Source organism: Comamonas sp. GCA5, assembly GCF_036541385.1.
Lineage (GTDB): Bacteria > Pseudomonadota > Gammaproteobacteria > Burkholderiales > Burkholderiaceae_C > Comamonas > Comamonas aquatica.
Genome location: NZ_JAZHFR010000058.1, coordinates 1 through 22,907 on the forward strand (window position 1 = coordinate 1; position 22,907 = coordinate 22,907).

The window sequence follows — 22,907 nt, forward strand, 5'->3', positions numbered from 1 at the left end:
CGGCCCGTACGGCGGCGGGTCCGCCGGCGCGCAGGGCGTTCAGCTGGCCTGGGCCTGCGCCGTGGCCTCTGGGGCCGGGTTGTGCCGTGCCCACTGGGCCACGCCACGCACCACATCACCGATCACCAGCACGCTGGGGCTGCCCAGTTGCTGTGCGGCCAGCGTGGCGGGCAGCGCGCCCAGGGTGGTGATGGCGTGGCGCTGCTGTGCCAGGCTGGCGTGCTGGATGATGGCTGCGGGCGTGTGCGCGGGCAGGCCACCGGCCTGCAGGCCGGCGGTGATCTGCTCGGCCGAGCTGATGCCCATGTAGATCACCAGGGTCAGCCGCGCTGCGGTGGCTGTGGCCGCCAGGGCTTGCCAGTCCGTGCCGGCATCGCCGGGCTTGGCGTGGCCGGTGATGAACACCACGCCGTGGGCGTGGTCGCGGTGGGTCAGCGGCGCGCCCAGGCTGCTCAGGCCCGCCAGGCCGGCGGTGATGCCGTTGATCACCTGCACCTCGATGCCGGCGGCGCGCAGGTGTTCCACCTCTTCGCCGCCGCGGCCGAAGATGAAGGGGTCACCGCCCTTGAGGCGCACCACGCGCTCGCCCTTGTGCACTTCGGCTTCCATCAGCTTCTCGATGAAGGCCTGGGGTGTGCTCTTGCAGCCGCCGCGCTTGCCCACATAGATGATGCGCGCGTCGGGCGCGGCAAAGTCCACGATGGCCTGGGACACCAGGTCATCCACCAGCAGCACGGTCGCGGTCTGGATGGCTTTCAGGGCCTTGAGGGTCAGCAACTCCGGATCGCCGGGGCCGGCACCGACCAGGGTGCAAGTGCCAGTGGGGGACAGGGGGGCGCTGTTCATGCGTGGGCTCCGGGGGTGACAGGCAGGGCGGGTGAGGCGGCGGGGCAGGCGGTCTGTAACTGGCGGTGCAGCGCCACGATGGCCTGCACCTGGGTGGCCAGGGTGTCGGGCAGCGGGCGCTGGCCTTGCAGCACTTCACGCGTGAAGGCGGCGGTGGCGGCGGCGTCCAGGTGCGGCGGCAACTCCGGCAGGGTGGGGATGGTACCGCTTTCGGCGGTCCATTCCTGCACGGTCCGGCCGTGCAGGATGGCGCGCATGGCCGGCTGGCGCCGTGGGTCGGCCACGGGCTCGCCCTCCATGCCGCGCAGCAGCAGCGCGTGGCCCCCGGCTTCGGCATGTGTTGCGGCCATGCTGAGGGCGTATTCCGGGTGCGTGTAGCAGCCCACGACCAGGCTGGCGAAACCACCGCGCCCCAGCGGGTTGAAGTGCTTGACCAGGCTGTGGGCGGGGTTGCGCAGGCCGATGGTGGCACGCGCATCCAGCAGGTCGGCCAGGCCGGGCAGCAGCTGGCGTGGGTCCATCAGCAGCAGCTCGCCGGGATCTGGCGCGTGCAGGCGGCTTTTTGGGCTGTGGCCCAGGTGCGCGAGCACCTGCGTGGCGGTGGTGCGGCTGGTTTCGGTGGTGGCGCCGTGCAGCAGTACGGGCAGGCCTTCGCGCACCAGCAGCAGCGCCAGCAGCGGGGTCAGCACGGGCAGGCGGCGCGCGCCGTTGTAGCTGGGCAGCACCACGACCGGGCTGGCAGGGGCCTCGGTCAGCGGCAGGCGGGCGTGCACTGCGTCCATGAATCCGGCCATTTCGGCAGCGGTTTCCCCCTTGATGCGCATGGCCAGGCAGAAGGCCCCCACCTGCAACGGGTGGGCCTGGCCGTCGAGCAGCCAGCCCATCAGCTCGGCGGCCTGCGGCCGCGACAGCGGGCGTGCGCCGTCTTTGCCGCGACCGATTTCCTTGAGGTATTGCTGGATGCTCATTGGGTATCTATAAAAGTATTCGCCGTATTTTGAATGGTTTTTTATATCTGTTTCTTATATGAGCATGGCGTTTGCGTCTGATTGACCGCTGTCGCCCGGCGCCGTGCTGTCAGGCTTTGCCGCATCGTGCACGCCATGGCCGGTGGCGCCTGCGCGCTGCCGCATACTGACGCCCCAGGGGCGGCACCAGCCGCCCGCCGACAGGAGTGAGTGATGCATCCACAGCAATCTTTGGTGTCCGAATTGATGGCGCAACTGCAGGGCGCGCCCATGCAGCAGATGGCGCAGCAACTGGGCGCAGACCGCCAGCAAATCCAGACCGCGGTGGGGGCGGCCTTGCCCTTGCTGCTGGGCGCCTTGGGTCACAATGCCGCACAGCCCCAGGGTGCCGCCGACCTGATGGGGGCGCTGCAGCGCGACCACGCTGCGGCCTTGCCCCAGGGGCTGGGTGGTCTGGGCGAGCTGCTGGGCACCGTGCTCGGGGGCGCGGGTGGCGCGGCCAACCCCGCTGGGCAGGGCGCGGCCATCCTGGGCCACATTTTGGGTGGCAGCCAGCAGCAAGCGCAGGACAGCCTGGGCCAGGCCACCGGGCTGGGCGGACAGACGGCGGGGCAGTTGCTGTCCATGCTGGCGCCCATCGTCATGGCGTTCCTGGCCCAGCGTGTGCAAGCCGGCAACATGGATGCGGGTAGCCTGGGGCAAAGCCTGGAACAGGAACGCGCCCAGGCCCAGAACGCCGGGGGGCTGGGCGGTGGGCTGCTGGGCAGCCTGCTGGACCAGGACGGCGATGGCAAGCTGGGGGCCTCGGACCTGTTCAAGCTGGGCAGTGCCTTCCTCAACAACCGCCGCTGACCGCCAGTCGCCCCATCTGCCAAGCACCTGCGGGTGCTTTTTTCTTGCCTGGGGCACAAGGCTTTTGGCCGGGCCCATGCTGCGCCGTGGTGGGCAGACCTACACTTGCGCCCTATGAGTCAGCTGATCTTGGGTATTGAATCTTCGTGTGATGAAACCGGCGTGGCCCTGGTGCGCATGCCGGCCGACGGCAGTGTGCCGACGCTGCTGGCCCACGCCTTGCACAGCCAAATCGACATGCACCGCGCCTATGGCGGGGTGGTGCCGGAACTGGCCAGCCGCGACCACATCCGCCGCGTGCTGCCGCTGACGCAGCAGGTGCTGGACGATGCGGGCCAGACCTGCAGGACATCGACGTGGTCGCCTTCACCCGGGGCCCCGGCCTGGCCGGCGCCCTGCTCGTGGGGGCCGGGGTGGCCTGCGCGCTGGGGGCGGCCCTGGACAAGCCCGTGCTGGGCGTACACCACCTGGAAGGGCACCTGCTGTCGCCCTTCCTGAGCGCCGATCCCCCGGAGTTTCCCTTCATCGCCTTGCTGGTCTCGGGGGGGCACACCCAGTTGATGCGCGTGGATGGCGTCGGCCGCTACGAGATTCTGGGCGAAACCATCGACGATGCCGCCGGCGAAGCCTTCGACAAATCCGCCAAGGTCATGGGCCTGCCGTACCCCGGCGGCCCCATCCTGTCCAAACTGGCGGAAAGCGGTGACCCCGAGGCCTTCAAGCTGCCGCGTCCCTTGCTGCACAGCGGCGATCTGGACTTTTCGTTTGCGGGCCTGAAGACCGCGGTGCTGACGCAGGCCAAGAAACTGGGGGACGAGCTGGAAGCGCGCAAGGCCGACCTGGCGGCCAGCGCCCAGGCGGCGATCGTGGATGTGCTGGTCAAGAAGACCCTGAACGCCCTCAAGCAGACCGGCATGCAGCGCGTGGTGGTGGCGGGGGGCGTGGGCGCCAACCAGCTGCTGCGCCAGCAACTGAACGAGGCCTGCGCCAAGCGCAAGATCCGCGTGCACTATCCAGAGCTGCACCTGTGCACCGACAACGGCGCCATGATTGCCATGGCGGCCGCCATGCGCATGCAGGCCGGCCAGCAGCAGGCCGACAAGCACTATGCGTTTGATGTGAAGCCGCGCTGGCCGCTGGACGCGATTGTGGAGCTGGCTTAAGCCGGCCTGCAGCTTTACCAAAGCTTCACAGGGCTTTTGTCCGGGCCCTACACAGGCTCTGCACAATCGCGGGGTAGAAACAAGCGAACACGCGGTTTTTCTCCCCTTTTATGCAGAACCAGCTTCCCTCCATTTCCGACCGCCACCCGGCGCGCGCCTGGGCCACGCCACTGGCGCTGGCCACGGCCTTGCTGGTGGCCGGCTGTAGCCACACCTCGCAATTTGCCGGACAGAGTCAGTCCGTGCCGGTGCCCACACAGTGGCAGCGCAGCGCCGAGGCCGCCCCTGTGGCATCGCCCGCAGACCTGAGCCGCTGGTGGCAGCGCTTTGGCGACGCACCGATGACGGCGCTGATCGACCAGGCCCTGGCCGCCAACCCGAGCGTGCTCAACGCCCAGGCCGTGCTGCGCCAGGCGCGCGCACAGCGCGATGTCCAGGCCGCCGGCCTGCTGCCCAGTGTGGGCAGCAGCGCGGGGGCCACCCGCAGCCGCTCGGGCAACAACGATGCCAGCAACCGTTACTCCGTGGGCGTGGACGCCAGCTGGGAGCCCGACTGGTGGGGCCGCCAGGGCAATGCCGTCCAGGCCGGCGATGCCAACGTGCAGGCCGCTGTGGCCTCGCTGGAAGGGGCCCATGTGGCCCTGGCCGCCGAGGTGGCGCTGAACTACATCGAGCTGCGCAGTCTGCAGGAACGCCTGCAGATTGCCCGCGACAACCTGGCCATCCAGCGCGAAAACCAGCAGATCACCGAATGGCGCCTGCAGGCGGGGCTGGTGACCTCGCTGGAGGCCGAGCAGGCCCGGCAATCCACGGCGCAGACGGCCGCGCAGCTTCCGGCCCTGCAAAGTTCTCTGGCCCAGTCGCGCCATGCACTGGCCATCCTGACCGGGCAGCCGCCCGGGGCCCTGGATGCCCAGTTGCAAACCGTCCAGCCCCTGCCCGTGGCCCCCGAGCAGCTAGCCATGGCCTTGCCGGCCGATACCTTGCGCCAGCGCCCCGATGTGCGCGTGCAGGAGCACAAGGTGGTGGCGGCCGTGGCCAATCTCTCTGCCCAGGAGCGGGCCAACTTCCCCAGCTTGCGCCTCAGCGGTTCGCTGGGCCTGGGCGCCCTGACGGTGGGTGCCCTGACCAATGGCGCTTCGGTGGCGACCAGCATTGCGGCCGGCCTGTCTGCGCCGCTGTTCGATGGCGGCGCCAACCGCGCCAAGATTCGCGCCCAGCAGGCGGCGGTGGAGCAGGCGCGCATCGCCTACCGCTCCACGGTGCTGACGGCCTTGCAAGAGGTTGAGGATGCGCTGGCGCAGCTGCAGGGCGACAAGGAACGGCTGGTCCAGCTGCTGGTGGCACAGGAGGCCGCACGCAATGCCTCGCTGCTGGCCAACCAGCGTTACAGCAGCGGGCTGGTGGACTTCCAGACGGTGCTGGATACCCAGCGCACGCTGCTGTCGTCCCAAGACAGCGTGGCGAGCACGCGCGCGGCCATCAGCACCGACCATGTGCGCCTGTACAAGGCGCTGGGCGGCGGCTGGCAGCCCCTGGACACGGATGGACAGCGGGTGGGCAGCAGCACCCCCGCCACGTTGTGAGAGATGGAACGGACAAAGTGATGAACAAGAAAAACTCCGCAAGCACCTCCAAGGAGGTCCAGGAATTACTGGGTGACGGCTTGGCACGCCGCTGGTGGCAAAGCCCCACGGTCTGGATCGGCGTGGTGGCGATCGTGGGTGCCGCTGGTGCCTATGCCTACTGGCAGCACCAGCAACAGGTGAACGCCAAGCCGGTGTATGTGGCCGAGGCGGTCAAGCGCGGCAATCTGTCGATCACGGTGTCGGCCAACGGCACCTTGCAGCCGACGCGGACGGTGAATGTCGGCTCCGAGCTGTCCGGCACGGTGCGCCGGGTGCTGGTGGACGTCAACGACGAGGTCAAGCAGGGCCAGGTGCTGGTGGTGCTGGACACGGACAAGCTGAATGCCCAGCTCAACCGCTCCAAGGCCTCCGTGGCCTCGGCGCTGGCGCGCCTGCAGCAGGCCCAGGCCACCCTGAAGGAGGCGCGCTCCAATTTCGCCCGCCAGGAAGAGGTCCACCGCCTGTCCGCAGGCAAGGTGCCGTCCGCTGCGGAAATGGATGCCGGGCGTGCCTCGGTCGATCGTGCGGTGGCCGATGAAGCCGCCGCCCGCGCCTCGGTCGACGATGCGCGCGCCGCACTCCAGACCGATGAGACCAACCTGTCCAAGGCCTCGATCAAGTCGCCCATCGACGGTGTGATCCTGACCCGTTCCGTGGACCCCGGTAACGCCGTGGCCGCCTCGCTGCAGGCCGTGACCCTGTTCACCGTGGCAGAAGACCTGAAGAAGCTGCGCCTGGAAGTCTCGGTCGATGAGGCCGACATCGGCCAGGTGCAGACCGGCCAGCGCGCCAGCTTCACAGTCAGCGCCCACCCCTCGCGCACCTACCCGGCCAAGGTCACGCGCGTGGACTATGGCTCCACCAAGACCGACAACGTGGTGACCTACCTGGCGCGCCTGGATGTGCGCAACGAGGACCTGTCGCTGCGCCCCGGCATGACGGCATCGGCCTCCATCCGCGCCAACGAGCGCAGCGATGTGCTGCTGGTGCCCAACTCGGCGCTGCGCTTCACACCGGTGGGCATGCAGGCCCCGGCGGTGGAGGGCGCGACGCCCGCCGCCGAGCGATCGGGCGGCTCTGGCGCAGAGCGCAGCCCCCGCCCGCAGGGCGCCTCGGGGGGCAACAGTGGCGGCATCATGGGCCAGCTGATGCCCCAGCGTCCTCGCATGAGTCGCGGCGGCGCGGGCGGCGCGCAGGCCATGGGGCCGGGCCAGACCCGCTACGTCTGGGTGCTGGAGGGCGAGCAGCCCGTGGCCGTGCAGGTCAAGACGGGCATCAGCGATGGCCGCATGACCGAGGTGGACAGCGAGAAGCTGGCCGAAGGTGCCCAGGTCATCACCGACCAGCGCAGCGGGGCCGCGCGATGAGCGAGGCCGCACCGCAAGCTGCTGACGGCGGCGCCAGCCCACCGCTGATCCGGTTGCGCAACATCGTCAAGGTGTATGGCGAAGGCGGCCTGGCCTTCAAGGCGCTCAAGGGCGTGGACCTGGACATCGCGCAGGGCGAATTCGTCGCCATCATGGGCCCCAGCGGGTCGGGCAAGTCCACGGCCATGAACACCCTGGGCTGCCTGGACCGGCCGACGGCGGGCGAATACCTGTTCAAGGGCGTGCACGTCGAAGGCCTGGACCGTGACGAGCGCGCACGGCTGCGTCGGCGCTATTTCGGCTTTGTGTTCCAGGGCTTCCATCTGTTGCCGCGCACCACGGCCCAGGAAAACGTGGAGCTGCCCCTGCTGTACCGCGGAGAATCGGCTGCGCAGCGCCACCAGGCGGCGCGCCGGGCGCTGGAGGCTGTGGGACTGAACGGCTGGGAGCACCACACGCCGGCCGAACTGTCGGGCGGGCAGCAGCAGCGCGTGGCGATTGCGCGCGCCATCGTCAGCAACCCGGTGGTGTTGCTGGCCGACGAGCCCACGGGCAACCTGGACACGCAGCGCAGCGAGGAAATCATGGAGTTGCTGTGGAAGCTCAACCATGAGCAGGGCATCACCGTGCTGATGGTGACGCACGAGCCCGAGATGGCCGCGTACGCGCGCCGCATCGTGCGCTTCAAGGACGGGCTGCTGGACACGGATGTGTCCAACGCCTCGGTCATGCTGCGTGCCGCGGCGCTGTCCGCGGGCGATGGGCTGGCGCAAGGGAGGGAAGGCTGATGTTCGGCAACACCATCTTGCTGGCGCTGCGCTCCATCCGCCGCAATCTGCTGCGCTCGTTTCTGACCATCCTTGGCATCGTGATCGGGGTCAGCGCGGTGATCACCATGGTCACCCTGGGCAACGGCGCCACCCTGGCCGTGCAGACACAGATCCAGGGCCTGGGCACCAACTTGCTGCAGATCCGGGCAGGGCAGCGCATGGGGCCGGGGACAACGGCCGCACCGGCGTTCAAGGACACGGACGCGAATGCGATTGCCCAGCAAATCGGTGGCATTGCCGCCGTGGCGCCCGAGGCGCGTTCCGGCACCACCTTGGTGGCGAACGGCCGCAACTGGTCGTCCAGCGTGATCGGCAGCACCAACGCCTGGCTGCAGACCGGCAACTGGAAGCTGGAGCAGGGGCGAGTGTTCACGCCCGAAGAGCTGCGCGCCGGTGCGGCCGTGTGCATCATCGGCTCGACCCTGCACCGCGAACTGTTCCAGAACAGCCCGGACATCCTGGGCCAGCACCTGCGGGTGAAAGCCTTCTCGTGCGAGATCATCGGCCTGCTGGGTTCCAAGGGCCAGGGGGCCTTCGGCAACGACCAGGACGACATGGTGCTGATCCCGCTCAAGACCCTGCAGCGCCGGGTCACGGGCAACACCCGGGTGAACACCTTGCTGGTGTCCATGGCTGAGGACAGTGATCCCGAGCGCGTCAAGAGCAGCCTGCGCGACCTGCTGCGCGATCTGCGCAAGCTGGCACCCATGGACGAGGACAACTTCAACGTGCTGGACACCAAGCAACTGGCCGACACCATGGCCGGCACCACCAAGGTGATGACCACCCTGCTGGGCGCGGTGGCCGCGGTGAGCCTGTTGGTGGGGGGCATCGGCATCATGAACATCATGCTGGTCAGCGTGACCGAGCGCACACGCGAGATCGGCCTGCGCCTGGCGATTGGTGCGCTGGAGCGCGAGGTGCTGCTGCAGTTCCTGATCGAGGCCGTGGTGCTGGCGGCGCTGGGGGGCTTGATCGGCATCGCGATTGCGGCCGTGGCCTCGGTGACGCTGGCGCAACTGATGCAGGTGCCGTTTGTCTTCAACCCCACGGTGAACCTGCTGTCGTTTGTGTTTTCGGCGGCGATTGGCGTGGTCTTTGGCTACTTCCCGGCGCGCCGCGCCGCGCAGCTGGACCCGATCGAGGCCTTGCGCCACGAGTGAGTGCTGGGGAATCCCTGCAAAAAAGCCGGAGGCTGCAAGGCACTCCGGCTTTTTTGTAGGGTGGGTGCGCCAGTGCTGGCGCTGCCTGACCTGGGAAAGGAGCTCCGCGCAACGGGCTAGCAGCACCCGGCTCAGGCCGGCTCGGCCGCGCCCAGGCGCTTGCGCATGGCAAAGCCGTAGAGCAGGCCCAGCAGGGCGGCAGCGCCCGATGCGCCGAGGATGCCCATCTTGGCTGCGGCCAGCAGTTCCGGCTGGCTGAACGCCAGTCCGCCGACAAAAATGGCCATGGTGAAGCCAATGCCTGCCAGCATGCCGACCAGCAGCACGCCGGGCCAGGTCACACCCTGGGGCATGGTGCACAGGTGCAGCCGGACGGCCACAAAGGTGGCCAGCAGCACGCCCACTGGCTTGCCCAGCACCAGGGCCACCATCACGCCCAGGGCCACGGTGGCGGGTCCGCTGGCCGACAGGTCCACCCCGCCGAACTGCACGCCGGCATTGGCCAGCGCGAAGATGGGCATGACGCCGAAGGCCACCCAGGGGTGCAGCATCATGGGCAGGCGAAACACGGGCGGCAGCAGGTCGCGCTGGGCCAGGGTGGCAATCTTCAACTCGTGGCGCAGCACTGCGGCATCAAAGTCGCCGCTGCGGGCATGCAGGTGCACGCGCGCCAGGGCCGTCTGTGCCACCTCCAGGTGGTGGCGCGGCGCGGGGCGCATGGCGACCGGCGTCATCAGGCCCAGCACCACGCCGGCCAGCGTGGGGTGGGCCCCGGTCTGCAGCAGGCCCAGCCACAGCACGGCGCCGGGCAGCACGTACATCCAGGCCGACGCCACGCCCATGCGGTTGAACAGCAGCACCAGCAGCAGACCGACAAAGGCCACGCCAAAGCCGCTGTAGTCCAGGCCACCGGAGTAGAAGAAGGCAATGATCAGCACGGCCACGATGTCGTCGATGATGGCCAGCGCCAGCAGGAAGATACGCAGCGGCCCGGGGATGGACTTGCCCAGCAGGGCCAGCACGCCCACGGCGAAGGCAATGTCGGTGGCCGTGGGGATGGCCCAGCCGTTGAGCAGTTCCGGATCGCTGCCGGCAAAAGCCACATAGATCAGTGCGGGCACGACCACGCCGCCAATCGCAGCGATGACCGGCAGCGCGGCCTGGCTGAGGTTGGACAGGGCGCCGTTGTGGATCTCGCGACGAATCTCCATGCCCACGACCAGGAAGAAGATGGTCATCAGCACGTCGTTGACGAAGAAGTGCAGGTCGGTGTTGACCGACCAGGGGCCGATGGTCAGCGACAGCGGCGCATGCCAGCTGTCAAAGTAGGTCTGTGCCCAGGGCGAGTTGGCCCACAACAAGGCCACGGCGGCGGCAATCAGCAGCACGATGCCGCTCATGGATTCGATGTGCAGCATGCGGGCAAAGCCGGCGGAGGCTTTGTCGGTCACGGCCTGCAGGGTGGGGATGCGCGCGCTGGGCGCGGGAAATTGAGGGTGCAGGGGGGCCTGGCCCTGGGGGTCATGGGGGTGCACGGACGGACTTTCGCTGAGTGCATGCAAGCGGCCCGACTTGCACATGAACATTCACCTGCCATCACCACCGCATGTGGCGGGCACCCGGGGCGCAGTGTACCCAAAGACACCTCCAGGACGGTGGTGCGGGGCCCGATTTTCCGAGGGAAGTCAGGGTAAATCCTTGAGAAATAGGAGCATTTGCCGCTTGTTGTATCGAGCTTTCCAAGTGTTTTAGCAAGGGATGGGCTGCTGCATCAGCGCAGTCAGCTATGCTTTTTGCTGCCCGCGGACATGAAAAAAGCCCCTGCGGCGCGAGCGGCAGGGGCTGGGAGCGGTGCGAAACCGGCGCTTACTTGAGCGAGTCTTGCAAGGCCTTCAGTGGATCGTCCTCGGCGGGGGCGCTGCCCGAGCCGTTGCCTTGCTCCATGTAGGGATTGTCGAAGTCGATTGGTGCCGGCATGGAGGATTCCATCTGTTCGCGGATGGCGTCCAGGTCGTAGTCCACCTTCTCGTCCAGACCGCTGGAGACGATGCCCGGGAAGGCAATAATCAGGCCGACCATCAGCAGCTGGATGCACAGGAACGGAATCGCGCCCATGTAGATCTGGTTGGTGGTCACCGGCGCAATGCGCTTCTTGGTGACCTTGTCGGTGTACTCCTTGTCGGGCGCAACCGAGCGCAGGAAGAACAGCGCGAAGCCGAACGGGGGGTGCATGAAGGAGGTCTGCATGTTCACCGCCAGCAGCACGCCGAACCAGATCAGGTCGATGCCCAGCTTGTCGGCCACGGGGGCCAGCAGCGGCACGACGATGAAGGACAGCTCGAAGAAGTCCAGGAAGAACGCCAGGAAGAACACCATCACGTTCACCAGGATCAGGAAGCCCAGCTGGCCGCCTGGCAGGTCCGACAGCAAGTGCTCCACCCACAGCGGGCCGTCCACGCCCTGGAAGGTCAGGCCGAACACGGTGGCGCCGATCAGGATGAATAGCACGAAGCACGACAGCTTGGTGGTGCCAACCAGGGCCTGGCGCAGCAGCTGGTAGCTCAGGCGCTTGCGGCTGACGGCCAGGATCATGGCGCCCAGGGCACCCATGGCGCCGCCTTCAGTGGGCGTGGCAATGCCCAAGAAGATGGTGCCCAGCACCAGGAAAATCAACAGCAGCGGGGGGATCAGCACGAAGGTGACTTTTTCCGCCACGTGCGACAGCAGACCCAGGCCGGTGGCTCGGTTGATGGACGCGGCCACGAAGGCCAGCGCCACGCCAAAGCACATCGCGAAGACGATGGTCTCGTCCTTGGCCACTTTTTCCACCACTTCACCAGTCAGCCAGCTGTGGATGGTGGCCATGTTGTGGGCCGCAAACACCGACACGCCCACGCACAGGATGGTCAGCACCAGCAACGACATCAGTCCGCTGGAACCGTCCTTTTCCTTCAGGCTGCGCGCTTCGGGCGGCAGGGCCGGCACCATTGTGGGTTTAAAGATGGCGATGGCGAAAACCATCAGCATGTAAAAACCCACCAACATGAAGCCTGGCAGGAAAGCACCCTTGTACAGGTCACCCACGCTGCGGCCCAACTGGTCGGCCAAAATGATCAGCACCAGGGACGGCGGAATGATCTGCGCCAGCGTGCCGGAGGCGGCAATCACGCCCGAGGCGATGCGGCGGTCATAGCCGTAGCGCAGCATGATGGGCAGCGAAATCAGGCCCATGGAGATCACGGACGCCGCCACCACACCGGTGGTGGCGGCCAGCATGGCACCCACCAGAATCACCGCAATGGCCACGCCACCACGGATGGGGCCGAACAACTGGCCCACGGTGTCCAGCAGGTCCTCCGCCATGCCGCTGCGCTCGAGGATCAGCCCCATGAGCGTGAAGAACGGAATGGCGAGCAGGGTTTCGTTCTGCATGATGCCGTAGATGCGCAGCGGCAAGGCCTGCATAAGGGCTTCGGGCAGCACGCCCAGCTCAATCCCGACCACGGCAAAGAACAGGCCGCAGGCACCCAGGCTGAATGCCACCGGGAAGCCCAGCAGCAAAAAGCAGATCAGGCCCGCGAACATGATCGGGGCCATATTGTTTGCAATGAATTCCATAGCTATCTCCCTCCGCGATCAGGCGCTCTTGGCGGCGTTGCGCGCGGCTTCTTCTTCCGCCTTGCGGATGACTTCGGCCAGCTCTTCTTCGGGCGTCTTTTCCATGATCTTGACGGTCGGATCGTCGATCAGGCCCATCAGGAAGGCGATGCGCTTGATGAGCTCGGACAGGCCCTGCAGCAGCAGCAGGCCAAAGCCCAGGGGCATCATCAGGTACACGGGCCAGCGGATCAGGCCGCCAGCATTGCTGGACATTTCGCCGGTGTTCCAGGCCTGCAGGAAGAAGGGCACGCCGTAGTACAGCACCAGGGCGCACATGGGGGTCAGGAACAGGGCGAAGCCCAGCACGTCAATCCAGACCCGCGTGCGCAGGGACAGGCGGGCGTTGATCACGTCCACCTTGACGTGTTCCTTTTCCAGCAGCGTATAGCCTGCGGCCAGCAGGAAGGACGCTGCAAAGAAGTACCACTGCACTTCCAGGAAGGCATTGGAGCTGGTGTGGAAGACCTTGCGCACCACCGCGTTGACACCGCTGATGACGGTGGCCGCAAGGATGAGCCAGATGACATATTTACCGACCCAGGCGTTGAGCCCGTCGATACCCCGTGAGAGTCGTAAGAGTGCTTGCATGGTGTCTCCAAAAAGCGCGATGTGTGCCGCAAGTGGGCTGCCGACGTGTGGCCGACGCCTCTTGCAGACGTGTAGGAATGCACAGTCGCGCGATTCTACGGAGCGCACCCCCCAGTTGCTGACGGCTTTGTGACGGGAAGGTGTAAATCCAGGATTTTTAACGCCTGGATGGAGTGAAATACAGGGTTTTTACTAGGTGTTGGCTGCGGTTGTGGCAGGTGCGCAGGTCCACCAGGGCAGGCACTGGTCCAGGGTGTAGATGTCGCCGCAGCCGGTGCTGTCGTGGCCCCCCTGGCTGTGCAGGCGGTTTTGCCAGGCGGGCGTGCGCAGCAGGGTGCACAGCGCTTGCAGGGCCGGGTGCTGCAGCAGCGTGGCATGGCAGACCAGCAGGTCGTGCTCCTGGCACAGCGGGATGAAGTCCAGGCCCTTGGCCTGTGCTGCGGAGGCAATGCCCAGACCCACATCGGCCTGGCCCTGGGCCACGGCCTGGGCCACGGCGTTGTGGCTGGGCTCTTCATCGTCGAAGCCCAGGATGTCAGCGGGCTGCAACTGGGCCTGCGCCATCAGGTCGGCCAGCACCACGCGGGTGCCGGTGCCCAGCGGGCGGTTGACAAAGCGCACCTGTTGGCGCGCCACGTCCTGCAGGCTGTGCAGCTGGTGCGGATTGCCGGCGGCCACGATCAGCCCCTGGGCGCGCAGGCCCAGTCGGATGAAGCGGTAGTGCTGCAGGTGCAGCAGCGGTTTGTAGATGTGCGCCGCCATGGAGTGCTTGCCCGCCGCCTGCAGCACGTGAAAGCCGGCCAGGGTGGTGCGGCCCTCGTGCAGGGCCCGCAGGGCGTCCACGCTGACGCAGGGCGTCAGGTCCAGGTGCACGGCGTGCTGCGGGTGCGCGCCGGCAAACTGGCGCAGCAGGCTGTAGGCGCTGTCGTAGCTGGCGTGCAGCGACAGGATGGGGGTGTGCTCGTCGTAGCCCAGCGCGTAGGTGCGCTCCAGCTCGGCCTGGACGGCTTCGATGTGGGGCGCCAGGCGCGCCTGGGCCTGGCGTTCCGTCAGCAGCAGGCGCAGCCCGAAGGGGCTGAGCTGGGCCGAATGGCCCTTGCCCCACAGGATCACTTCCCGGCCCAGCTGCGCTTCCCACTTCTTGAGGGCCCCCCAGACATGCCGGTAAGACAGTCCCAGCACCCGGGCCGCGCCGGAGATGGAGCCCTGGTCGGCCACCGCCTGCAGCATGTCAAGCAAGGGGTGCTGGATGATGTGGCTGGAGGCGCTGTCTTGCAGGCTGTAGTGAAGTTGGATGCGATGCACGGAGAACCGGAATACCTGGATCGAAAAAGCAAAGGGCGCACCTTAACGGGATTGCCGCGCCCTGCGGGCAGAGACCTCATGCCTGGGCCGCCTTTGGAGGCGGGCGGCCCTGTCGTGGCGCAGGCCTGCCGGGGCTGACGTCCGCCTGAAAAGGCCTTTGCCATCAAGACACCAGCCCGGCCGGTGCGGCGACGTGGACGTGCTTCAGCGTGTCAAGTGCTCTTTGTGCACGTGGGACAGCACGCCTTGGCAGGCATCCTCGATCAGGTCCAGCACATGCTCGAAGCCCTGGTCGCCGCCGTAGTAGGGGTCGGGCACCACGGCACTGCGCATCTCGCGGCAGAACTCGGTCAGCCGGTGCAGCTTGTGGCGCTGCGTCGGAGGGCACAGGGCCTGGGCACGGGCCAGGTTCTCGTGGTCCATCACCAGCACCAGGTCGTGCTGCTCGAAGTCCTCGCGCGTCAGCTGGCGGGCCCGCAGATCGCTGAGGTCATAGCCGCGCTGCAGGGCGTGCTTCTGGCTGCGGCGGTCCGGCGCTTCGCCCACGTGGTAGGCGTGCGTGCCGCACGAGTCCACGCGCAGCCAGGCGCTCCAGCCCCGCGCGTGTACCATGTCGCGCAGCACGCCGTGGGCCGTGGGGCTGCGGCAGATGTTGCCCATGCAGACCATTAAAACGGAAAAGCTAGTATTCATGCTGGTTTGCGGGCTGTGTACCCTAATTGTCACCTAATTCGTGCCCTAAGCATGCGTGTGGATAAGTCACGAAACACGCACGCGAAGCGGCTCAATGCCGCGTGGGTCGGCGTAAATATTGGCGGCTTTTTCTGTGGTGTGCCCAAGTAGTGCTTTGGTGTCCACATTGCCTTGTGCCATATAAATGCGCTTGGATAGGGAGCGGATTTCGTGAAAGGTCGGGGCGTTTTCGCCTGTGATCCCAGCAAGCTCTCTGGCCTCTGTGAATGCCTTGGATATGCGGTCTCGGAAAACTGCGCTTCCTGCTTTCACGTCATGGCGGTAGGTTCTGCGGTGGTGGACCACAAACTTGGAAACCACGTTGGAGCGGCAGGCTGCCAGGGCGTCGGCAAGTGTCATTCCCATGCAATCCATGCGCAGAGTGAGCGGGATTTCCAGCCAGATGCCTGTTTTTGCGCGCTTGATGGTCAGGAAGTCCTTGCCGATGGCTTTGCGCTCCAGCTTGGACAGGGTGTCTCTGTCCATGCCAGAAAGCAATGCGACCAGCATTGCACCTGGCAGCCATTCTGCGGCGTCGCTTGCCTTTTCAAGGATTGCCTGGAACTGCTCCATCGTCAGCCGTTGTCGCGTCGTCTTGGCTTCTGGCTTTTGGATGGGCTCTACGGGGTTGCTGTCCATCCAGCCAAGGGAGCGGCCGCGGTTGCACATGGCAAACAATCTGGAGCGCAAGGCTTGTGCCTGTCGCTTATGGCCGCTGGCCACTTCGTCCTCGACCAGCTGTGCGCAGTGCGCCACCGTCAGGCCAAGGCAGCTGATGCTGCCGATTGCATCGCGGATCTTCTTGTCCAATGATCGATTGCTTTTGGCGGTGTTGTAGACCTCGCTGACGGGCATTTTGTCCAGCAAATCAGCCACCGTGTTGTCGCGGCCCTGTATGCGTTCGAGCAGGGTTGGCTTTTCGGACAGCACATAGGCCAGTGCGTCGTTGGCTTCGCGTTTGGCCTGTGCGAGCGATACGCGGCCAATCGCAAGCTCTTTGCCTGTGACCGGGTGTCGCCAGACGAAATAGCCGGGGCGTGGCTCTCGAAGGCCGGTAGGCCAGTCTCTGCGGGATCTGTCGCGTGGGCGTGCATTCATCTCATGCCACCTTTTTCAGTCGGTCGACAAGCGTTGGTCGGCGGTTGGGGTCCACTGGTCGTGCGTCATCTTGCACATAGTACGACTTGCCGACTTTCACGGCTGGTGGGTCAATCCGGCCTTCTCGCACCATTTTTCTTAGGGTCCATAGGCTGGGTGGTGGGTCAAACGCGCAGGCCGCCCACGCCGTGAGGGTGATTCGTTTGCTCATGATGTTGCTCATAAAAAAGCCCCGACTTAGCGGGGCTGGTTGTCTTGTTCGTCTTGCTGGTCTTTCCAGCGGTCGCGCTTGTCGCCGCGCTGGCGTGCTCTGCGGCTCATGCCTTGGCCTTTCCGATGCCGTGGGCTGCCAGCAGGTCGCGCACTTGCTGCTCGGTGTAGAGCGGGTGGCACACTCCGCCGTCACTTTCTGCGTCAAACCTGCAATGCGTCTCATCGTCATAGAGCCGCATTCCGCGCTCTTCGCCATTGAACGTCCACTCCAGTGCAAATGCCGCTGGCTCCGGCAACTCCACAGGCGCTGCCACTGGTGGCCGGGGCGCGGCGGCTAGCAGTCCGTCCAAAGCATCAGCAGTGTCCATGTCAGACTGTGACCATCCTTGATCGCTTACGAATGAACCAAGCGATTCCTGGATGCGCTCCAGCAATTCAACCGGCACCGGCTTCCACCCCTGCGGCACTGGTGCTGCTGGAGCGCGGCGCGCTGCCTTCCATGCCTCCCAGCCAATTTGCGCATCTCGCGCAAGATACCGTTTTTGAGTTGCCGACCATCGCAGGAATACGTGTCGGATGTGGCCATCTGTGACATCGGCCTTCGGCATGTCTTTGCGAGTCTCATCGATGCGCCAAGCCTCAAACTCCGCGCGCTCTGCGTCTGTGTGGTGTGTCATGGCTGCTCTCCCTGCTTGTGCGGGGCTGTCATGGTCTTTGCCTTTGCCATCGAACGCTCTGCAGAGGCAAGAACCTTACGCGCCTTTTCGACCTCCTGAGCGCGTTGCTCCAGCAGGCAGGCATGGGCCTTCTCCCATGTGTCATGTGCGCTATGGCTCAGTTCAAACATCTTCGGGTTGCGCCGCTCAAATGCCGTGAGCACGCGATAGCTGATGTGGTTTGTGTACTTACTGGCGATGAACACCTTTGGATTCGTCATGCTCATGGCTGCTCTCCCTGCTTGGCTGCTTGGGTGGCGCGCTCGGCCAACCCTGCTCGGGCTTCGTATTCCTCCCATGCGGGCGGCTGTTCATCGTTGCCCTCGTCGTGCTCTTCATCGGCTTGGCACTTGGCCATGGCCGCGCAGCACGACGCGCACCACCGGTAGTTCATCAAAGTCCCATCAAACTTGGCGCTCATGCTGCGTATGCGCTCCCCCTTGCAGATGGTGCAGCCGCAGTGCGAACAAGGCCCTGTTTTACGTGCTGTGACCATCTTGTTGGAGAGGGTGGTGTCTCCCGGTGCGCCGAAGTCTCCGTCAAACGGGTCGAATGCAAGTGCTAGTTCTTCCATCACGCGCCCCCTTGCTTGGCTTGGGCTGCAAGGGCGGCGCGGTCAATGCGCTCGATTTCCGCCAGGATCAGCGCGGCGGCTTTTTCAAGGTTGCGACGATGGCCGGAAGGCTTCCACCAGTCAGCGGACCAAGGCCACATCTCCCCGACGAAATCCTGTGCTGACCTGGTTCGCACAAAAACCCCACGCGCCGTGTGAGGCGCTTTGATCGCCGCGCAGCTGGCCGAATGTGCTGCATAGCATGCAGCGGCAAGCGCCATTTCTCCGGTGTCGTACACGTCGTCGCGCTCGGTCTTCCAACCTTCGGACTCGATCTGCCGCTTACGCTCGGCCAGCACATCGCGTGCAGCCGGTGTCAGCGCAGCAAGCCCCTGCGCTGCTGGCTGGGTGGCGGACAGTCGTAGCGCGTTAGCAGCCTCTCTGCGCTCTACCTCGATCAAGTGACGCCCGCTTTCCAGCAAGTCAGCGAGTTGCAACAAGGCTGATGGTGCTCCCTCTACGGGGTGCGCGGGGGCGTCTACAGAAATTCCGCACTTACTCCACACGGCCCTCTCAAGTTCACGACCAATGTCTGTGCCAGGGCTGTGCTCGGTGAAAATTTTCAAGATTTCATCATCGGTCAGTCGCACGGCGGCCTGCACTGCCTGCGGTGCTGCTGGCTGGGTGCCGGCAAGGGCTGCCATCCATGTTTGCCAGTGCCGCTCAATTCCAACGACTGCGTACTTGCCGCTTGGAAGCCGATCAAACAGGTTTTCCCGAATCCCCTCCCAGTAGTGCTCCTTTTGTACTGATGCCTCAAATGCTGCGCGGTCATCGAGCATGCGGATGGTTGCAGGCACTCCCTCTGCGGGGTGCGCGGGGGTGGCGTTTTGCATGGCCACAAATGCGCCGTCCAAGAACGCACCCATGAACTTTCGAGCCATGTTCTGGCATTCACCCTCGCGCCCAATGTAAAGCTGCTGTGCTCCGTTGTCAGCGACAACAGCCCAGCGATGGAACATGCTTTCGTGTGACGGAACGACTTTGTATCTATCTACAGCCATCTGCTCAATTGCTTCCGGCACTGCTGCCTGCACTGCCTGCGGTGCTGCTGCCGGCTTGCGCAGCGGCTCCACGCCACCGGCGCCGATGGCCTCCAGCTGGGATTCCAGCTCGGCAATGCGCGCAGCCTGCGCAGCCAGCAGGTCATCTTTGCTTGCGAATTGGCTCATTGTTAAATCTGTCATGGTGGTGTTCTCCGTGCTCAGGCCGGGCGGCCGGTGGTGCTGATGGTTTTGAAGTCGATGACCCAGACCCAGGGGTTGGCGGCCCAGCCTGTTGTGTCGGGGTGGGTGTCGAGCCAGTGCTTCACACGGGCGTAGCGCTTGCTGTTCTTGTTCGCTGGCAGCGCTGGGCGGCCAGTTGTGGAATCCCAGAGTTCGCGGAATGCGTCATCTGGGTAGTTCCAGTTCTTCGGGTGCTGCTCATCTCTGATCGCGCTGTAGTAATAGCCCTCGCGGCCGTGTGAAATGCGGTTCACGCCTTCGGCAATTGCGTCTTCATTGCTGAGGTCCTGCAGGCGCTCCACGCGCACGCTGGTGATTTCCAGCCAGATGCGGGCGGCGGACTTGGGCATGTGGATTGAAGGACTCCAGCGTGATACTGGCGAATTCCCGTCATCGGCTTGGGAATCGGTGGCCGCGTACCAGATTCCCGTATTTCCACCGGCTATCTGCCATGTCTCGCGCACATAGATGCGGTCACCGGGCTTGCCCATGGGGCAGCGCCATTCGTATGCCGGATCGGTTTTGTCGCACGGGCCGTCGCGCAGCCAAAGGTGGCGGTCGCCGCAGTAGCCGGCGTTCACCATGCCCTGGCCAGCGACAGGCTGCGGTTTCACGATGCGTCGCGTCTGGGTCTTGCGGCCCTCCAGAATGGCGCGCACCAGGGGCGCCTTGAACATCAGTCCTGTTTCTTTCATGGGTGCTCCTTGATCAGTGCCCGCAGGGCAGGCCTTCGCCCTCGGCGGGCTCTTGGTGGACAGGTGCGCCGCAGCTGCCGCAGCGCTTGATGGGTGTGGGCTGCTGGCCCTGGATGGGTGGTGTGCTCATGTGCGCTCCAAAAAGGAAAGCCCACCGTGGTGGTGGGCTGGTTGATCAGGCTGCGTACAGCAGCGCCTCATGTCGAAAGTTCGCTCGCACCAGGGCGGCGGCCACCGGCGGCGGGACGCTGTTGCCGACCATCCGCACCTGGGCGGTGGTCGAGAGGGCGATGCGTGGCAGGTCCAGCGGATTGCCGGGTGCCTGCTTGCCGTCGATGAACAGCAGGGCGGGGTCTGGGATTTCCTCGATCTGGTAGTGCTCGGGGAAGCCCTGGGCCCGGTACAGCTCGCGCGGCTTGAGCATGCGCAGCGTGATGTCTACCAGCGCCCACAGCTGGCCGGCGTGGCGCATCAGTACCAGGGTGGCCGGGTCCGGGAACTGCTCCGGCAGGTGCTGGTGCAGCAGCTCGGCGCACAGGCGGGCGCGCTGCGCATGCTCCGGGGCCAGTGCGTCGGCCGGCACCTTCACGGTCTGCACCAGGCCCATGCGTGCCTTGGTAGGTACCGTGTGCATGGGCGCGTTGCAGGCGCTGTCTTGGCCGCCCTCGCTGTAATACTTCACCAGGTAGGCCGTGATCAGCCGTTGCTGGGTGCCGCTGGCCGTGACCGTGCTCATGGGGGCGTCCGCGGGGCGGCCATCGCCCTCGTAGAAGCCGCCATTGGCTTGCTCCAGGCAGGCCGCCACTAGGGCGCTGGTGGCGCCGCTGGCAGTGACCGTGTTCAGCGGCACCTCCAGGCTTCGCACCCCATGGCTGAAGCGCTTGCCCCCGGCCGGTCCCTCGCCGTGGCCCATGTCCACTAAGTGGGCGGCTACCAGGGCGCTTTTGACGCCGCCGGATACCACCGTGCCCAGGGGCTGCTCCATGCTGTGCACCCGCGGTTGCTGGCCGGCGCGCTCGCCGTAGCCAATCGTGACCAGGTTCGCGGCCACAACCCCCATCTGGATGCCGGTGCTGGGCCGCTTGGGCGTGCCGCCGGCGGTGACCGTGGGCAATGGCGCATCCATGGCGCTGCCCACGCTGCCAGTGTTGAACTTGGTGATGTGGGCCATGGCCAGGGCGTGGTGCTGGCCGCCGGCGGATACCGTGGACAACGGGGCCTCGACACTGTGGCCGACCAAGTGCTGCTCAGTGGTCCCGCGCAGCGGCGTCAGGGTGGGGGCGATCACGGAGAAGTGCCCGCCCTTGACCTGGGCGCAGACCGTGGCCATGGGCTTGTCGGCCGGCATCGTGCGCTGGTTGCTGGCGTTGGCGTGCTCCGTGAGGAGCGGGGTCAGCACGGGCTGAGCCTTGGCGCCCACGATGAATGGGCTCTGGCAGGTCAGCACGTGGCGATACAGCCCCTTGGCCACTCGGCGCATGGTGTTGGTCACCAGCGGGCGCTTGCGGCCGAACACGCTTTCCGCGGGCAGGTCGAAGTCGATGCACTCGGCGGCCGTGCGCTGGGGAGCCAGCTTGCCGGCCAGGACGCGGCGGTCGGTCGGCTCGGCGTGGGTCGGCTCAGGAAACACGATGGGCAGGCCATCGCGGCGGGCCACCAGGAACAGGCGCTTGCGGATGGTGGGCGTGTCATGGTCACAGGCGCGCAGCTCCGTCCAGTCCACGGCGTAGCCCAGTTCGCGCAGCTGGCGCACAAAGCTCTTGAACGTCTGGCCCTTGCGGGCGGGGTCTGGCCGGGCCTTGCCCTCGGCATCCACGATCAGCGGGCCCCAGTCCTGAAACTCCTCCACGTTCTCCAGCATCAGCATGCGGGGCTTGCACTTGGCTGCCCAGCGCATGCCCACCCAGGCCAAGCCACGGATGTGTTTTTCCACGGGGGTGCCGCCCTTGGCCTTGGAGAAGTGCTTGCAGTCGGGCGACAGCCAGACCAGGCCCACGGGCTGGTTCTTGGTCACCGCGATGGGGTCCACCTCCCACACGCTCTCGCACAGGTGCTGGGTGTGCGGGTGGTTCAGCGCGTGCATCGCCAGCGCCTCGGGGTTGTGGTTGATGGCAATGTCCACGGGCCGGCCGAAAGCCATCTCCAGGCCTGTGCTGGTGCCGCCGCCGCCGGCGAAGTTGTCGATGATCAGCTCGCGGCCCAGGTCCAGGCCAAGGGTGAAGTTGTCACGTTTCATGGGCATCCAGAAAAGCAAAAACCCGCACGGTGGCGGGCTGTGGTGGTGTTGGGTAGGCGGCGCAGGTGCGCGCATGCCGATGCGCTTCTAGCCGGCGTTGTTCTTTTGCACGTTTGCCTTGATGGGTGGTCGATTGATGCTACTTATTTCGACCCTCGGCTTATTGCCACGGTGCAGCATGCGGGCAAAGCGGGCAAGCTCCAGGCTCTTAAAATCGTAGGCATCTGGGCCCCAGGCTGGCGGCGTGTTTTCGGGCATGGCCTGAATGCCGTCCTCGGTGAGGCGATAGATCTTCATGGTGCCTCCGCCTTGCGCATGTGGCTGTTGAAGAGGGTTTGCAGGGTGGCGTAGTGCAGCGCGTCCAGGCTGCCGCTGTTCAGGATGGTGGCCTCCGGATCAAACTCCAGGCCGGTCACCTCGCTGACGTGGCCGGTTCCGCTGGTGGGCAGGTTTGGGCGGTGCACGCGCCAGATTTGGCCGCCCAGTGCGCGGATGGTGGCGGCCTCGTCCGCAAAGCGCACATCGGTGACCACGATGTGCTGAATGCCGGTTTCTAGAAGCCAGCGCGCTTGAGTCTCAAAGCGCTTGACCCAGTACAGCGGGTCCTGTGCCCGGCGGTATTGGGTGCCCCACCATTGCAGGATCTGGCGCGGACTGCGTGGCACCTCTGACATCACATCCACATTGCAGGACTTCTCAATGCTCTGGACAAACCAGGGGTCAATGCACATGTTGAGATTAAGTGCTTCGCTGGGTTGCTCTTTGGTTCTGCGCTCTTTCAGCTGTTCAATGTTGATCAGAAAGGCTTTTGCCACCTCTTCATAAAGCGGGTCGGCAAAAGCCATGACGCAGTTCAGTCTGCGTTGCTGGTGCAATGCGCGGGACAGAGAAGTGGTCCCGGTCGTTTGAACAATTGAGTCCAGTTGCTAAGCGAGATCACCGGGGTTATGCCGCCTGCATTTGTGCAAACGGCAATGCTGCAAAGTACGCTTCATCAGGGGTAGCTTG

22 protein-coding genes and 1 pseudogene are annotated in these 22,907 nt (G+C 65.6%); 6 read left to right on the plus strand and 17 right to left on the minus strand.

What is annotated here, in order from left to right:
- Positions 1–39: 39 nt before the first annotated feature.
- Complete coding sequence (cobA, locus tag SJH88_RS13240) at positions 40–846, minus strand: uroporphyrinogen-III C-methyltransferase (RefSeq protein ID WP_154165141.1); 807 nt, start codon at positions 844–846, stop codon at positions 40–42.
- Positions 843–1,814, minus strand: coding sequence for a DNA-binding protein YbiB (gene ybiB, locus SJH88_RS13245; RefSeq protein ID WP_274754751.1), 972 nt, complete (start codon positions 1,812–1,814; stop codon positions 843–845). The genes cobA and ybiB overlap by 4 nt, the downstream gene beginning before the upstream one ends.
- Before the next feature lie 213 nt (positions 1,815–2,027).
- Here ybiB and SJH88_RS13250 point away from each other — a divergent pair, with 213 nt between their 5' ends.
- The 6 genes and pseudogenes from SJH88_RS13250 to SJH88_RS13275 all read left to right on the plus strand — a co-directional run bounded on the left by SJH88_RS13250 (position 2,028) and on the right by SJH88_RS13275 (position 8,817).
- Entirely contained in the window at positions 2,028–2,666 is a 639-nt protein-coding gene (locus SJH88_RS13250; protein ID WP_274754752.1) for a DUF937 domain-containing protein, read from the plus strand.
- A 114-nt stretch (positions 2,667–2,780) separates the two neighbouring features.
- Positions 2,781–3,829 (plus strand): annotated as a pseudogene (gene tsaD, locus SJH88_RS13255) (tRNA (adenosine(37)-N6)-threonylcarbamoyltransferase complex transferase subunit TsaD).
- 110 nt (positions 3,830–3,939) lie between these two features.
- A complete protein-coding gene (locus SJH88_RS13260; RefSeq protein WP_274754753.1) occupies positions 3,940–5,415 on the plus strand; it encodes an efflux transporter outer membrane subunit in 1,476 nt (491 codons plus the stop codon).
- A 20-nt stretch (positions 5,416–5,435) separates the two neighbouring features.
- Positions 5,436–6,824 carry an efflux RND transporter periplasmic adaptor subunit gene (locus SJH88_RS13265; RefSeq protein ID WP_274754754.1) on the plus strand — a complete coding sequence of 463 codons (1,389 nt, stop codon included), beginning with the start codon at positions 5,436–5,438 and terminating at the stop codon, positions 6,822–6,824.
- Positions 6,821–7,612: an ABC transporter ATP-binding protein gene (locus SJH88_RS13270; protein ID WP_154164999.1), complete on the plus strand. Its 792-nt coding sequence runs from the start codon at positions 6,821–6,823 to the stop codon at positions 7,610–7,612. Before SJH88_RS13265 ends, SJH88_RS13270 begins: the two co-directional genes overlap by 4 nt.
- On the plus strand, positions 7,612–8,817 hold the full coding sequence (locus SJH88_RS13275; protein WP_154165000.1) for an ABC transporter permease: 1,206 nt from the start codon (positions 7,612–7,614) through the stop codon (positions 8,815–8,817). Before SJH88_RS13270 ends, SJH88_RS13275 begins: the two co-directional genes overlap by 1 nt.
- A 131-nt stretch (positions 8,818–8,948) precedes the next feature.
- Here the strand turns inward: SJH88_RS13275 and nhaA are convergent, their stop codons facing one another.
- The 15 genes from nhaA to SJH88_RS13350 all read right to left on the minus strand — a co-directional run bounded on the left by nhaA (position 8,949) and on the right by SJH88_RS13350 (position 22,630).
- The gene (nhaA, locus tag SJH88_RS13280) at positions 8,949–10,352 is read right to left on the minus strand and encodes a Na+/H+ antiporter NhaA (RefSeq protein WP_274754755.1); all 1,404 of its coding nucleotides are present in this window, start codon (positions 10,350–10,352) and stop codon (positions 8,949–8,951) included.
- 331 nt (positions 10,353–10,683) lie between these two features.
- Positions 10,684–12,435, minus strand: coding sequence for a TRAP transporter large permease (locus tag SJH88_RS13285; protein ID WP_274754756.1), 1,752 nt, complete (start codon positions 12,433–12,435; stop codon positions 10,684–10,686).
- Positions 12,436–12,453: 18 nt separating this feature from the next.
- Positions 12,454–13,065 (minus strand): TRAP transporter small permease subunit, encoded by a 612-nt coding sequence (locus SJH88_RS13290; RefSeq protein ID WP_274754757.1) that lies wholly within the window; start codon positions 13,063–13,065, stop codon positions 12,454–12,456.
- 192 nt (positions 13,066–13,257) lie between these two features.
- Positions 13,258–14,370: a substrate-binding domain-containing protein gene (locus tag SJH88_RS13295; protein WP_274754758.1), complete on the minus strand. Its 1,113-nt coding sequence runs from the start codon at positions 14,368–14,370 to the stop codon at positions 13,258–13,260.
- 204 nt (positions 14,371–14,574) lie between these two features.
- The gene (locus SJH88_RS13300; protein WP_274754759.1) at positions 14,575–15,063 is read right to left on the minus strand and encodes a low molecular weight protein-tyrosine-phosphatase; all 489 of its coding nucleotides are present in this window, start codon (positions 15,061–15,063) and stop codon (positions 14,575–14,577) included.
- Positions 15,064–15,129: 66 nt separating this feature from the next.
- The gene (locus SJH88_RS13305; protein ID WP_274754760.1) at positions 15,130–16,200 is read right to left on the minus strand and encodes a phage integrase Arm DNA-binding domain-containing protein; all 1,071 of its coding nucleotides are present in this window, start codon (positions 16,198–16,200) and stop codon (positions 15,130–15,132) included.
- Between the two features lies 1 nt (position 16,201).
- Positions 16,202–16,636, minus strand: a complete 435-nt coding sequence (locus SJH88_RS13310) for an excisionase (protein WP_331699977.1) — start codon at positions 16,634–16,636, stop codon at positions 16,202–16,204.
- The gene (locus SJH88_RS13315) at positions 16,518–17,090 is read right to left on the minus strand and encodes a hypothetical protein (protein ID WP_274754762.1); all 573 of its coding nucleotides are present in this window, start codon (positions 17,088–17,090) and stop codon (positions 16,518–16,520) included. The genes SJH88_RS13310 and SJH88_RS13315 overlap by 119 nt, the downstream gene beginning before the upstream one ends.
- Positions 17,087–17,356, minus strand: coding sequence for a hypothetical protein (locus SJH88_RS13320; RefSeq protein WP_274754763.1), 270 nt, complete (start codon positions 17,354–17,356; stop codon positions 17,087–17,089). Before SJH88_RS13320 ends, SJH88_RS13315 begins: the two co-directional genes overlap by 4 nt.
- Entirely contained in the window at positions 17,353–17,703 is a 351-nt protein-coding gene (locus SJH88_RS13325) for a hypothetical protein (RefSeq protein ID WP_274754764.1), read from the minus strand. Before SJH88_RS13325 ends, SJH88_RS13320 begins: the two co-directional genes overlap by 4 nt.
- Positions 17,703–18,914, minus strand: coding sequence for a hypothetical protein (locus SJH88_RS13330; protein ID WP_274754765.1), 1,212 nt, complete (start codon positions 18,912–18,914; stop codon positions 17,703–17,705). Before SJH88_RS13330 ends, SJH88_RS13325 begins: the two co-directional genes overlap by 1 nt.
- A gap of 32 nt (positions 18,915–18,946) precedes the next feature.
- Entirely contained in the window at positions 18,947–19,663 is a 717-nt protein-coding gene (locus SJH88_RS13335; RefSeq protein WP_274754766.1) for a hypothetical protein, read from the minus strand.
- Between the two features lie 175 nt (positions 19,664–19,838).
- Complete coding sequence (locus SJH88_RS13340; RefSeq protein WP_274754767.1) at positions 19,839–21,899, minus strand: DNA cytosine methyltransferase; 2,061 nt, start codon at positions 21,897–21,899, stop codon at positions 19,839–19,841.
- 87 nt (positions 21,900–21,986) lie between these two features.
- Positions 21,987–22,196 (minus strand): hypothetical protein, encoded by a 210-nt coding sequence (locus tag SJH88_RS13345; RefSeq protein ID WP_274754768.1) that lies wholly within the window; start codon positions 22,194–22,196, stop codon positions 21,987–21,989.
- Entirely contained in the window at positions 22,193–22,630 is a 438-nt protein-coding gene (locus SJH88_RS13350; protein ID WP_274754769.1) for a deoxynucleotide monophosphate kinase family protein, read from the minus strand. Before SJH88_RS13350 ends, SJH88_RS13345 begins: the two co-directional genes overlap by 4 nt.
- Positions 22,631–22,907 lie beyond the last annotated feature (277 nt).